At 31.6% G+C, this 14,102-nt stretch carries 12 protein-coding genes and 1 tRNA gene; 2 read left to right on the top strand and 11 right to left on the bottom strand.

Features of this window, described 5'->3' with window-relative positions:
* Positions 1 to 123 precede the first annotated feature (123 nt).
* Positions 124 to 498, top strand: coding sequence for a hypothetical protein (locus Q0K52_RS04665; RefSeq protein ID WP_297296964.1), 375 nt, complete (start codon positions 124 to 126; stop codon positions 496 to 498).
* Between the two features lie 236 nt (positions 499 to 734).
* Here the strand turns inward: Q0K52_RS04665 and Q0K52_RS04660 are convergent, their stop codons facing one another.
* The 11 genes from Q0K52_RS04660 to rpmG all read right to left on the bottom strand — a co-directional run bounded on the left by Q0K52_RS04660 (position 735) and on the right by rpmG (position 13,259).
* A complete protein-coding gene (locus Q0K52_RS04660; RefSeq protein ID WP_297296962.1) occupies positions 735 to 1,676 on the bottom strand; it encodes a TDT family transporter in 942 nt (313 codons plus the stop codon).
* A gap of 133 nt (positions 1,677 to 1,809) precedes the next feature.
* On the bottom strand, positions 1,810 to 6,012 hold the full coding sequence (rpoC, locus tag Q0K52_RS04655) for a DNA-directed RNA polymerase subunit beta' (protein ID WP_297296960.1): 4,203 nt from the start codon (positions 6,010 to 6,012) through the stop codon (positions 1,810 to 1,812).
* 19 nt (positions 6,013 to 6,031) lie between these two features.
* The gene (rpoB, locus tag Q0K52_RS04650) at positions 6,032 to 9,553 is read right to left on the bottom strand and encodes a DNA-directed RNA polymerase subunit beta (RefSeq protein ID WP_297296958.1); all 3,522 of its coding nucleotides are present in this window, start codon (positions 9,551 to 9,553) and stop codon (positions 6,032 to 6,034) included.
* A 136-nt stretch (positions 9,554 to 9,689) separates the two neighbouring features.
* Positions 9,690 to 10,076: a 50S ribosomal protein L7/L12 gene (rplL, locus tag Q0K52_RS04645; protein WP_297296956.1), complete on the bottom strand. Its 387-nt coding sequence runs from the start codon at positions 10,074 to 10,076 to the stop codon at positions 9,690 to 9,692.
* A gap of 65 nt (positions 10,077 to 10,141) precedes the next feature.
* A complete protein-coding gene (gene rplJ / locus Q0K52_RS04640) occupies positions 10,142 to 10,666 on the bottom strand; it encodes a 50S ribosomal protein L10 (protein ID WP_297296954.1) in 525 nt (174 codons plus the stop codon).
* Between the two features lie 102 nt (positions 10,667 to 10,768).
* Entirely contained in the window at positions 10,769 to 11,470 is a 702-nt protein-coding gene (rplA, locus tag Q0K52_RS04635; RefSeq protein ID WP_297296952.1) for a 50S ribosomal protein L1, read from the bottom strand.
* Between the two features lie 74 nt (positions 11,471 to 11,544).
* On the bottom strand, positions 11,545 to 11,967 hold the full coding sequence (gene rplK, locus Q0K52_RS04630) for a 50S ribosomal protein L11 (RefSeq protein WP_020004949.1): 423 nt from the start codon (positions 11,965 to 11,967) through the stop codon (positions 11,545 to 11,547).
* 47 nt (positions 11,968 to 12,014) lie between these two features.
* The gene (gene nusG, locus Q0K52_RS04625; RefSeq protein WP_297296947.1) at positions 12,015 to 12,602 is read right to left on the bottom strand and encodes a transcription termination/antitermination protein NusG; all 588 of its coding nucleotides are present in this window, start codon (positions 12,600 to 12,602) and stop codon (positions 12,015 to 12,017) included.
* A gap of 7 nt (positions 12,603 to 12,609) precedes the next feature.
* The gene (secE, locus tag Q0K52_RS04620) at positions 12,610 to 12,930 is read right to left on the bottom strand and encodes a preprotein translocase subunit SecE (protein WP_297296945.1); all 321 of its coding nucleotides are present in this window, start codon (positions 12,928 to 12,930) and stop codon (positions 12,610 to 12,612) included.
* A 46-nt stretch (positions 12,931 to 12,976) separates the two neighbouring features.
* Positions 12,977 to 13,049: transfer RNA gene (locus tag Q0K52_RS04615), tRNA-Trp, on the bottom strand.
* Positions 13,050 to 13,082: 33 nt separating this feature from the next.
* The gene (gene rpmG / locus Q0K52_RS04610; protein ID WP_008723772.1) at positions 13,083 to 13,259 is read right to left on the bottom strand and encodes a 50S ribosomal protein L33; all 177 of its coding nucleotides are present in this window, start codon (positions 13,257 to 13,259) and stop codon (positions 13,083 to 13,085) included.
* A 227-nt stretch (positions 13,260 to 13,486) separates the two neighbouring features.
* Between rpmG and Q0K52_RS04605 the strand changes: the two genes are divergently transcribed.
* Entirely contained in the window at positions 13,487 to 13,846 is a 360-nt protein-coding gene (locus Q0K52_RS04605) for a CidA/LrgA family protein (protein WP_297296943.1), read from the top strand.
* Positions 13,847 to 14,102 lie beyond the last annotated feature (256 nt).

Below are 14,102 nucleotides of genomic sequence, written 5' to 3'. Positions count from 1 at the left end.
ATTGTTTATCTTTACTTAATTTACTTCGTTTCATACTTAAATTTTAACAAATTTAAGTTATCTAGGACAGCCCCATTAATTCAATGAGTACAAATAAAATTAATTCTATAATTATGGATTTTTATGAGATTAATAGAAAATAATGAAGAAATTTTATATAGAAAAATACATCCAGCATCTATATTTTGGGATAACGAACATAACAGACCTTCTTCAGCAGCATATAAAGATAAAAAAGGTTTATCAGTTGATAGATTAGGAGATAGAGAAGAAAATGAAGTTATTAACTCTTTCATTAATAGATTTGGAATGGATAAAGTAAAATCTGTAGTAAAGATTTCTGTTGGAATCTGTAAAGAATTAGAATTATATCCTATTTATAAACCAAGTTTGAATAATGAATATCATGCTGAAATACATGATTCTGAAAATCGAATTGAAATATCTCAATCTAAAGCTAAAAAACTAGCAGAAAATGTTCAAATAGTCTTTTTATAAAATATTCATTTTTACCAACAATTTTCATCTGCATAGATTTACATTTAGTTCAGTCTCATTACTAAATATTATACTAACAATATAACTATAATTTTTTATACATAACTAATAAATAAAATATTTTTTCAAATAGTAATATATAAAAAGTTTAACTATTAAAGTATAGAATATTACTTATTTTTATTAATAAACAAATGCATTTAGATAAATACAATATTTTAATATAAAAAATAATATTACTTATTATCCTTTATAACATTGTTATGAACAAAGAACATCATATTTACAAATACATAAATAATCATCATACTTGCAACTATAAGTTCAAATATAGAAATGATATTCCATATATAAAAATACTGTCCATTAACACTTTTAGAATAATTAGCATATTTTAATAATGCTTGAGCACCTACAGCCAAAGGAAAAGTATAAGCCGCAAATAAAGGTATAAATTTTATTTGAAAAGCTCTTATAAGAGATAAATATACTTTGAATGTAGTAAATAATCCCAATGCTAATAGTAAATTAAGCAAAGCAGTATTATAATCAGTAAATGCTGTTAAATAACCGCAAAGACAAAGATTGGCAGGAGCCCCCATTACCGCGAATGCAGGAAATCTGTCATCAGCTAAAGGATCATGAAATATTATTCTATAAAATATAAAAGGGAATAATATAATATAAAGAACAGTACCTATATAAACTATTACTTGAGATACTTGGGGAAATCCCATATTAGATCCAGTAACAGCAGCAACCACTATACCAACAGGAGGAACAAACCAGCTAGGAAGTATATGATGCAAATCTTTTAAATTAATTCTATGAGCTAAAAATGTGAATGCAAATATTATATGAACTGCAATTGCTGTAAACCACATAGCAACCCCAAGGGGTTTTACAAATTTCACTACTGAAGATGATATTACCATAACCGCCATATCAAGAGTAGGAATTGTACTTCCAGCAACTGGGTGTTCTAAATCATTAAGAAAATCTCCAAATGATGAAAATATTTTTGTTATAATAGTTAAAATTAAAATAGATGAAATTAAAGCACCTACATAAGCAAAATATTTAATACCAGTAAATATAGTCCAAGCATTAAATATTCCACCAACGCCAAGTGCTAAACCAGTTAAAGCCAAAGGCATTTTATTAATTTTTCTTATCATTTTTTATTACACTTTATTATTTATATTTTTGAATTATTCATTATTAAGACTTCTAAAAGGAAATTGATAATCAATATAATTAAAGAGGTTTCCATAAATACTTATGAAAACCTCTTAATTTAATAGAATCAAATCACACAGTAATTTGTTGTATTTCTTCTTCTTTAGCAGAATTATCTACATTTTCTCTCTTATCTAAATCTCCGCTTTGTTTGTTATAAACATGGAGTTTGTTATACATTTTAACACCAGTACCAGCAGGTATTAAGTGTCCTATAATAACATTTTCTTTTAATCCAAGCAACTTATCAACCTTACCCTTAATAGCAGCATTAGTTAAAACTTTAGTAGTTTCTTGGAAGCTAGCAGAAGATATAAAGCTTTCTGTATTAAGAGCAGCCTTAGTCAAACCTAAAAGCACTGGCTTACCGCTTGCAGGAGAACCGCCGGCTTCTTCATAACGTCTGTTTTCTTCTTCAAATTCGTATTTATCAACATACTGTCCAACAATATATTTAGTATCGCCTGGATCTGTTATTTCAAGTCTTCTTAACATCTGTCTAATGATAATAGCGAAGTGCTTATCATTAATACCTACACCTTGCTGTTTATATACGCCTTGAATCTCTTCAAGCAAGTAAGTTTGTAATGCTAAATCACCTTGAGTTTCCAATATATCATGAGGGTTTATTTTACCAGCACATAATTGAGCACCAGTTTCTACATAGTCACCATTTCTTACTAGAAGCATTTTACCATGAGGAACTAAATGTTTAGTTTCATCAAATTCGTTTCTAATTTTAACTACTTTCTTACCCTTATGAGAACCTCCGATTTCAACCACACCATCAATACCAGCAATAATAGCAGTGTCTTTAGGCTTCTGAGCTTCAAGCAATTCTTGTACTCTTGGAAGACCTCCTGTAATATCCCTACTCTTTTGCTGTATACGAGTTGTTTTAGCAATGATTTCACCAACCTCAACTCTTTGGTTATTATCAACCATAAGCTGAGCACCATTAGGTATGTCAGTTTCAAAAGTATCATTATCACCAACAATCAAAATCTTAGGCTGCATACTAGCATCTTTAAACTCTTGAATTATATTAGTTTTATTACCTGTTTGATCGTCTATAGATTCAACCAATGTTCTTCCAGGTATGATATCCTGCCATCTAACAATACCAGATTTTTCAGAAATGATAGGCTCGTTATAAGTGTCGAAGCTAGCTATTACAGTATTAGGTTCTATGAATACATGTTCTTCAACTTTATATTCACTACCAACTTTAATAGAAATAGTGTGATCAACACCTGTAACCATAACATATTTATCATCATCAGTAATAATGAAAGTACCATTATGAGTAGCTTTTATTTCTGCACCATCTTTATCATAACCTATAACATCACCTATAAGTATCTTAGCATAATTTTCAAATAATACTTCTTTGAAAGATGCTTTTTCGAATTTTTCTAATACACGTCTAATTACTAAATCACCTTTTCTAGCAGTGATTTTAACACCATTAGGCTGTACAACATAGTTAGAGAATTTCTCTATGTATATAGGATAATTTACTTTTACTTCATTTTCCTCAACCATCTGAGTAGCAACACCACCGATGTGGAAAGTTCTCATTGTAAGCTGTGTACCAGGCTGACCAATACTTTGAGCAGCAACAACACCAACAGCCTCACCAATAGAAGCAAGGTTATTAGTAGATAAGCTTCTACCATAACATTTCTGACAAACTCCCATTCTACTTTCACAAGTAAGTGGGTGTCTTATTTTTATTTTTTCTATTCCTGCTTTTTCTATAACATCAGCAATTTCTTCTGTAATTTCAGTGTTAGCAGAACAAATAAGTTCTTTTGTAACAGGGTGATAAATATATTCATTACTAAAGAAACCAACAATACGGTTTTTAAGCGGGTCAATAATTTCGTCCCCTGATTTTATAGCCTCAATTTCAATACCTTTAACAGTACCGCAGTCATGTTCTGAAACAACCACCCCTATTGCAACGTCAACTAATCTTCTAGTCAAATATCCGGCATTAGAAGTTTTTAACGCAGTATCGGCAAGACCTTTTCTAGCACCGTGTGTAGAAATAAAGTACTCTTGTACAGTAAGACCTTCTTTAAAGTTTGATATAATAGGAAGTTCGATAATCTCTCCTGAAGGTTTAGCCATCAAACCTCTCATACTAGCAAGCTGTCTTATCTGCTGTTTAGAACCTCTCGCACCAGAATCAGCCATGATATATACAGGGTTGAATCCGTCTTGGTCTTGTCTTAAATTATCCATCATAGCTTCAGTTATTTTACCTTCAACTGTAGTCCAAAGGTCGATAACTTTCTGCTTTTTCTCATCTGTAGTAATAACACCGTTTTGGTATTGGTTTTCAATGAACTCTACTTGTTTTGTAGCTTCTTCTATCTCATGCTTTTTCATTGGAGGGATAAGTATATCCGCAATAGAAATAGTAGATGAGAATATTGTAGCACTTTGATAGCCAAGTTCTTTAATATCATCTAGCATATTAACAGTTACAGCTGTACCATGTTTTAAATATACTTCATGAATAAATTTAGCTAAATCTTTACTGTTAAAATCTCTATTCTGATATCTGAAATCTTCTGGAATAACTTCATTGAATTTTAATCTTCCAACAGAAGTTTCTAGGAATTTTTCCTCTCCATCTTTATCTTTCATCAAAACTTTAATTCTAGCTTCAAGCTCAATTAAATTATTATCATAAGCAAGTATAGCATCTTTAGGAGAAGCAAACATTTTTCCTTCACCTTTGCTGCCTGGTCTTAATTTAGTCAAATAGTTAATACCAAGTACTATATCCTGAGTAGGGTTAACAATAGGTTCTCCGTTAGCAGGGTTCAATATATTATGAGGAGCTAACATCAAAGTCCAAGCCTCAATTTGTGCCTCTGCTGAAAGCGGAGTATGTACTGCCATCTGGTCACCGTCGAAGTCAGCGTTATAAGCGTGACATACTAATGGGTGAAGCTGAATAGCCTTTCCTTCAACAAGTACTGGTTCAAATGCCTGTATACCTAATCTGTGAAGTGTAGGGGCTCTGTTTAATAGAACTGGGTGTTCTTTAGCTATTTCTTCTAAAACCTCCCAAACTTCATCTCTGCCCTCCTCTACATACTTCTTGGCAGTTTTTATATTATGAGCTGAATTATTTTCAACTAATTTTTTCATAATAAATGGTTTGAATAATTCAACAGCCATTTTCTTAGGAAGTCCGCATTGATGCATTTTAAGTCTAGGACCAGCAACAATAACGGAACGGCCTGAATAGTCAACACGTTTACCTAAAAGGTTTTGACGGAAACGTCCTTGCTTACCTTTAAGCATATCAGAAAGAGATTTTAATGGTCTGTTACCTGGACCTTTAACTACTTTCTTACGTCTGCTATTATCAAATAAAGCATCAACTGCTTCTTGTAACATTCTTTTTTCGTTTCTAATGATAATATCAGGAGCTCTTAAAACTAATAATCTTCTTAAACGTATATTTCTGTTTATAACTCTTCTGTAAAGGTCATTCAAATCTGAAGTAGCGAAACGTCCGCCGTCTAACTGAACCATAGGTCTTAAATCTGGCGGTATTACTGGAACAACATCAAGTATCATCCAAGTAGGATCATTTCCGCTTGCTTTGAAGTCTTCAAAGATTTCAAGACGCTTTCTTAAACGTCTGTCACTCTTTTCACCTTTTTTAATCATTTCTTCTCTAAGCTTTTTGATTTCCTCGTCCATATCTAGGTCTTTAAGCATATCTCTTATACCTTCAGCACCTATACCGATTCTGATATTATCACCATATCTATCTAAAGCTTCATTATATTCATCTTCAGTCAATAGATCGCCTTTTGAATAAGCACTATCGCCTGGATCTATAACAACATATCTTTCAAAATAAAGTACGCTTCTCAAATGAGCGATATTCATATTAAGAAGAAGTCCTATTCTTGAAGGAGTATTTCTATAATACCAAATATGAGCAACAGGAGCAGCTAATTCTATATGTCCCATTCTCTCACGTCTTACCTTAAAATGAGTAACTTCAACACCGCATTTATCACAAACTACACCTTTATAACGAATGCTTTTAAACTTACCGCAGTAACATTCATATTCTTTAGTAGTTCCGAATATCTTTTCACAAAATAGTCCATCTCTTTCAGGTCTTAAAGTTCTGTAGTTAATAGTTTCAGGCTTTTTAACCTCACCATAACTCCAATCTCTCATAACCTGTGGGCTTGCTATACTAATTTTTATTTGGTCAAAGTTTGAAAATTGCATATACTTAAACTTCTCCTAATTATTTAAAAATCTGTGTTTTCTTTTTAGTTTTTTGTCTAAGTTCTTTTTCAGTAGAAGGAAGCTGATTGCCTTCTTCATCATGAATAGTAATATTAAGACCCAAACCTCTAAGCTCTTGAACTAATACGTTAAAGCTTTCTGGTATACCTGGAGAAGATATAACATCACCTTTAACTATAGATTCATATATTCTAGCACGTCCTGTCATATCATCTGATTTAACAGTTAAGAACTCTTGAAGCATATTAGCAGCTCCATAAGCCTCTAATGCCCAAACTTCCATCTCTCCTAAACGCTGACCTCCGAATTGAGATTTACCTCCCAAAGGCTGCTGAGTAACAAGTGAGTAAGGTCCTGTACTTCTAGCATGTACTTTATCTTCAACCAAGTGATTAAGTTTAAGCATATACATGTATCCAACAGCAACATCATTCTTAAATGGTTCGCCTGTTCTTCCGTCATAAAGTCTAACTTTACCATTAGTATTCATACCGCTAAATTCAAATGCTTCTCTCAAAGCTTCTTCTTTAGGGCCCTCGAATACTGGACAAGCATATTTTAATCCCATTTTATGACCAGACCAACCGAGTAACATCTCAATTACCTGACCAATGTTCATACGTGAAGGTACACCTAATGGGTTAAGACATATATCTACTGGAGTACCATCTTCTAAGAATGGCATATCCTCTATAGGCATTATTCTAGCAACAACCCCTTTGTTACCGTGACGACCAGCCATTTTGTCGCCTTCCTGTATTATACGTTTTTTAGCAAGGAATACTTTTACTACTTCCTCTACTCCAGGCTTTAATTCATCTCCATTTTCCCTGCTGTAAACTCTTACATCTATAACTGTACCGTCTTTACCATGTGGTACTCTTAAAGAAGTATCTTTTACATCTCTTGCCTTCTCACCAAATATTGAGTGAAGAAGTCTATATTCTGGTGTTATTTCTGTTTCTCCTTTTGGAGTTACTTTACCAACTAATATATCACCAGCTTTTACTTTAGCACCTATTCTTACAATACCTCTTTCATCTAAGTTTTTGAAAGCTGCCTCTGAAACGTTAGGTATATCTCTAGTAATATTTTCTCTGTCTAATTTTGTTTCGCGAGCTTCTGTTGAAAACTCTTCTATATGTATGGAAGTAAATACATCTTCCTGAACTAATCTCCTGCTTAAAAGAATAGCGTCCTCGAAGTTATAACCTTCAAAAATCATAAATGCTGCGAGTACGTTTCTTCCTAATGCTAATTCACCATGATCTGTAGCAGGTCCGTCAGCTAAAAGTCCGCCAACTTTAACTACATCACCTACATTAACAACTGGCCTTTGATGGTAGTTTGTATCTTGGTTAGTTCTTTGATATTTTACTAATTCATAAACATCTACATCATTATCGCTGTTTGGTTTTGTAGGTTTTACTCTTATTTCATCATGAACAACTTTAATAACTTTACCAGCTCTTTTTGCATGTACTGCTATACCAGTTCCAGGCTGACAAATTTTTGCCTCTACACCTGTTCCTACTATAGGAGCTTCTGGATACAATAAAGGTACACTTTGACGTTGCATGTTTGAACCCATCAATGCTCTGTTAGCGTCATCATGCTCTAAGAATGGGATCAATGAACTTGAAAGTGAAACTATCTGCTGAGGTGAAACGTCCATATACTGAACCTGATCTGGTGAAGAATATGGGAATTCACTTCTATATCTTGTTGATATTAAGTTTTCCTTAAATGTACCGTCCTCATTTATAGGAGCGTTAGCATCAGCAATGTGGTATCTTTCCTCATCATGAGCTGTCAAATATTCTATTTCATCTGTTACTCTGCCGTCAATAACTTTTCTATAAGGAGTCTCTAAGAAACCATGTTTATTAATTTTAGCATAAGTAGCTAATGAAACTATAAGTCCGATGTTTGGACCTTCAGGAGTTTCAATAGGACATATTTTACCATAGTGAGTATGGTGTACGTCTCTTACTTCAAATCCTGCTCTATCTCTTGTAAGACCTCCAGGACCTAAAGCGTTTAATCTTCTTTTATGTGTAATTTCAGATAATGGATTGTTTTGATCCATGAACTGAGATAATTGGCTTGTACCATAGAATTCTTTTATTACTGCTTGTATAAGTTTAATGCTTACAAGTGATTGAGGAGTTACTGCCTCCATATCCTGCATTTGCATTCTTTCTTTAGCTATACGTTCCATTCTAGTGAAACCAGCTTTTATTTGTATAGCTAATAATTCACCAACGCTTCTTACGCGTCTGTTACCTAAGTGGTCAATATCGTCTAATTGTTCTTCGTTAATAAATACTTTGATTAAGAAACGAATTGTTTCTACTATATCTTTATGTCTTAAGACTTTGTCTTGTTCGCTTTCTGGGAAATTCAATCTTTTATTGATTTTATAACGTCCTACATCACCTAAAGCATATAATTTAGGATCGAATACTAAATCATTACAAGTTTTTACAACGTTTTCTATTAAAGCAGGTTCTCCTGGTCTTATAACATTATAAATTTTTGTACATGCTTCTTCTTGGTTCTTTGTAGTATCTTTATCTAAAGTATTAATTATGGTAGCATTGTCTTTTATTGCATCCATATTTAATACTGATATCTCTTTAATTCCGCTCATTAAAAGTCTTTCAGCAAGGTTTGTATTGATAAGTTCGCCTGGGTTTAATATGATTTCGTCAGGGTTTTCTGTATCAAATACTGTTGAATAAGAACGTCTGCCTATTAAAGCTTCTTTTTTCTCTTCGTCTGAAAGTTTTTCTAATGATATATTATCTATTTCATAAAATAATTTTAAAATTTCTTCATTAGTTGTGATACCAATAGCTCTTAAAAATACTGTAACAGGAAGTTTTTTCTTTCTGTCAATTCTAACATACATTATATCTTTTTTGGTATCAAGCTCAAATTCCAACCAAGTACCTCTGTCTGGAATAATTTTAGCCACAAACATGGCTTCTCTATCACTTCTATTAAAAACAACACCTGGGGATCTATGAATCTGAGAAACTACAACACGTTCAGCACCATTGATAATAAATGTGCCTCTGTCTGTCATAGCAGGTATATCACCAACAAAAATTTCTTGTTCTATTATTCTTTCTGGATCTCTTACTGTTAATTGTACTTTTATTTTAAAAGGATAAGCATAAGTTTTATCTCTTCTTCTAGCTTCTTTTTCCGATATTTTAGGGTCGCCTATAGAATAAGAAATAAATTCTATTTGCATTTTTTCATTTGATGCTACTATAGGGAATATTGAAGTCAATACTTCTTGCAATCCTTCATTTTTTCTTTTATGTTCAGGTACATCCTTTTGAAGGAAACTTTCATAAGACTCTTTCTGTATAGCAAGGAGATCAGGAGGTTCTATTACTGAAGCAGAACGTGAAAAGTTTACACGTCCATTTTCTATCCTATATTTTTTTGCGAACTCCACCCCTCGTTCTGGATATACTTTATTATCTATCTGAATATTATTGGCCATATTAAAAGATCTCCAAATTAAAACGCTTTTTGATTATATTGATTTGACTTAATACACTAATAAGAAGGGTACAAAAGCGTTATACCCTTCTTACTATATGAATCATTAAATGTTAATGATATATTTACAAAAATAATTATTTAACTTCAACTTTACCACCAGCAGCTTCTAATTGTTTTTTGATTGCAGCTGCTTCGTCTTTAGAAACGCCAGATTTAATTGTTTCTCCGCCTTTTTCTACAGCGTCTTTAGCTTCTTTCAAACCTAAACCGCTAACAGCTCTAACTTCTTTAATAAGAGCAATTTTCTTGTCAGCTTCAAAACCTGTAAGAATGATATCGAATTCTGTTTTTTCTTCTTCAGCTGGAGCTGCACCGCCTGCTGCTGGAGCTGCTGCTACTGCTGCAACTGGCATAGCTGCTGTTACGTTAAATTCTTCTTTGATAGCTTCTACTAATTCATGAAGTTCAATAACTTTCATTTCTTTTATTGCTTGTAATATTTCTTCTTTTGTTAAAGCCATGGTTTATCTCCTTAAAATTGTTTAATAATTTTCTTTATTTTTATTAATTAATAATTATCAACATATTATGCTGATTTTTTCTTTTCTTCTTCAACACTGTCAAGCACATAAGCAAGCTCTGATATAACGCTTTGCAAGCTGTTTGCAAAACCAGATATAGGAGCTTCGAGTGCTGTAACAAGATGAGATAGTAAAACTTCTTTTGGTGGAATATTAGCAACTACTTGTACTTGTGCTGGGTCAAGTAAATCTTCACCCATGTAACCACCTTTGATTTTTATCTTATCATTTTTCTTAGATGCTTCGCTTATTACTTTAGCAGCACCTGGAACGTCTTCCTTAGCAAATACTACTGCTGTAGGATTAACGAACATTTCATCTTTTACTTCTCTGCCTAACTCTTTTAAAGCAATATCAACTAAAGAGTTTTTACATATTTTCATTGAAGAAGAAGTCTTAGCTAATTCACGTCTTAAATCTGTAAGTTGTGCTACTGATACTCCTCTGTAATCAAAGAATACTAAGCCGGCACATCCTCCAATATTTTCTTTAAGAAATGATACTGTTTCAATGTTTTTCTTATTAGGCATACTACCACCTCTATTATATTAAACCATCTTATTATTACTATTCATATAATGGGATCACAAAATACGACTTCGCTAAATAAAATAGGTTTATCACTAAACTAATTACATTTTGATTTTTTTATGATCTATTTTTATACCTACACCCATTGTAGATGTAACACCTACTGCTTTAATATATTCACCTTTTAAATCTGTAGGTTTTTTTCTTAAAATTTCATCATAGAATGCTTTAAAGTTTTCATTTAATTGCTCTAAAGTCATAGAAGCTTTACCTACACCCATTCTAACTATACCGTTTTTATCAGCTCTGTATTCCATTCTTCCAGCTTTGAAACTTTTTACTGCTTGAGCTATATCAAGAGTAACTGTTCCAGTTTTTGGGTTAGGCATAAGACCTTTTCTACCAAGAATTTGTCCTAATTTACCTACTTCTTTCATTAAATCTGGCGTAGCAATAGCAACATCAAAGTCAGTATATCCGCCTTTAACTTTATCTATTAAATCTAAATAACCAACTTCCATAGCACCAGCTGCTTTAGCTTCATCAGCTTTCTCACCTTGTGCAAATACTACAACTCTTTTTTCTTTACCAAAAGCATTTGGGAAAGATAAAGTATCTCTTATTGAGTGTTTTGGTAATATATTAAGGTTAATTGTAACCTCAATAGTTTCATCGAATTTACAGGTAGCGTTTTTCTTAGCTAATTCAATAGCTTCTTCTACTGAATAGAGTTTTAATTTCTCTACTTGTTTACGTATAGCGTCGTAACGTTTGCCACCTATTTTTTTTCCTTTTGTAGCCATCTTATTTTCTTCCTTTTTTCAAACGTTTACTTCCATTTATTTACTAATAAATGGTATGCTTCTTAAAATATATATTATTCTACTTTAATACCCATAGCACGAGCAGTACCCGCAACTATTTTTTTTGCTGCTTCTATATCATTAGCTGACATATAAGCCATTTTCTCTTGAGCTATTTCTTCTAATTGCTTTTGATTAATTGTAGCAACTTTAGTTTTGTTAGGCTCTCCAGAACCTTTCTCAATACCTAATTTTTTCTTGATTAATGTAGAAGTAGATGTACCTTTTGTAACGAATGTATAAGTTTTATCTTCATACACTGTTATATAAGTATTTAATATTTGCCCTTTCATTTTAGAAGTTTTAGCATTAAAATCTTTAACGAAAGCTGCTATTTGTATCTGCTTCTGTCCTAATGCTGGTCCTAATGGTGGAGCAGGTGTTGCCTCTCCGCCTGGTATGCGAACCTTTACAATACCAACTACTCTTTTAGCCATTTTTACTACCTCTTAATTATTTATTTTATAAATTTATAATCTTTATCTTATAGTTTCTTTACTTTGTTAAACTCTAATTCTGTAGGAGTACTTCTTCCAAATATTTCTATTTTTACAGTTACTTTACCTTTATCAGAATTAATATTTTCTATAACACCATTTAAACCGTTGAAAGGTCCGTCTATTACTTGAACCTTCTCACCGATATCAAATTCCATTCCTATAATTTCATTTATCTCAGTCTTAGATTTCTCATCTCTGTTTTCAAATATACGAGCAACATCACTTTCACTTAAAGGAGTAGGAACTATATTACCTTCTTCTTTTGTTGTAGCATGACTACCAATAAAACCAGCCACTCCAGGTGTTCTTCTAACCATAGCCTGAGTAGCATCTGTCATAATCATTTTTACTAAAACATATCCAGGATAAAAGAATTCTTCCTTAGATACTTTTTTACCATTTTTTGTAGAAGTAACTGTTTCTGAAGGTATATATATATCGACTATTAAATCAGTCATTCCATTTTCTTTAGCTCTTTTCTCTATACGCTCACGAACTTTATTTTCATAACCATGCTGAGTATGAACTATATACCATCTATAATCTTTTATATCAGCCATTTCTTCAGACATATTTTAATCACCTATTATATCTATTTTTTCTCATATAACGAATAGCAAAATACACAACAAATAAAACAACTACAGCCAATACTAAAACTAATGTAATCTTAGAAGATATTAAGCTACCCAAAATAGAACCATCTAATAAAGCCCTTACAACGAATGTTACAATATAATCTGCCGCACCTAAAAAAGCTGAAGCTAATATGAGCAAAACTATAACGACAACTGTTTGATTCATAACATCTTGTCTTGTAGGCCATACACTTCTTTCAAAAAGCTCTTTTTTTATCTCTTGCAAAGAAGCAAAAAAACTGTTTTTCTTTTTATCTGCCATAAAGCTACCTTAAACTGTATTATCTTAATCTTATAAGAAAAATAATCAGGTCAGACAGGAGTCGAACCTGCAACACTCGGTTTTGGAGACCGATGCTCTGCCAATTGAACTACTGACCCAAATTTATAAACATCTTATTAAAAAATAAGTATTTATCTAGATACTTTTAATTCCTTATGAATTGTGTGTTTTTTATCATGAGGACAATATTTTTTTAATTCTAATTTTTCTGGAACATTTTGTTTATTTTTAGTTGTTATATAATTTTTTCTTTTACATTCTGTACATTGAAGATGTATTTGCTCAGTTTTTACTTTAGCACCTGCCATTTTTTGCTCCTTAAATTTAAGTTAAACAAATTTAGATGACCTATAATTTACAAGGTATTCTATTATACTACGAAAAAAATTTTATGTCAACAAGAAATATAATATTTTTATATTTAAACATTATTTTTTACAGTACTTTACTATTGAAAATAATGTTTAAATATATATAATTTATACAAAAAATTTTATAAAAAATAATTGACTATATACAATTAATGGAATGAAAAATGAAACTCATAAAACAATTCACAATCATATTCGCTGTATATTCTGTGGCTGATATATTAAGTAAATTATTGAAACTTCCAATACCTGGAAATGTAATAGGCATGATATTATTATTCGTACTTCTGTTATTAGGAATAATAAAAGAAAGTCATATAAATGAAGCTAGTGATATATTAATAGCTAATATGTCATTATTATTTATACCGGGAACATTAGCTATAATGGACGAATACAAATACGTTAAAGATGAAATTATACCTTTTGTTATAATATGTGTTTTTATGGTAATAGTAATTATGGCATCAACAGGATTATCTGCACAGCTTTTTGAAAAATTATTTTCAAAATTAAGAAAATAATTAATTTTAAGAAAGTTTATAAACAATAAAAAACATAATGGTAAAAAATAATCAATCAACCTACAAGTAATTAAATTGCTTTGAAGTATTAAGTAATACAATTATATATAGAAAAAATAAATAACAATAAGTAAAGACGGCAAGCAATGAAATTACTTTGTACTATTTGACGACCAAGTAGTAACCTTCTGTGGGCGAACAAACAATAAAAAAGTGAGACAAAGCCGCCGAGTAATGAAATTACCCGGAACTATTT

The sequence above is a fragment of the uncultured Brachyspira sp. genome (genome assembly GCF_944390845.1).
GTDB classification, from domain to species: Bacteria; Spirochaetota; Brachyspiria; order Brachyspirales; family Brachyspiraceae; genus Brachyspira; species Brachyspira pulli.
This window is presented reverse-complemented; position numbering and strand designations above follow the sequence as displayed.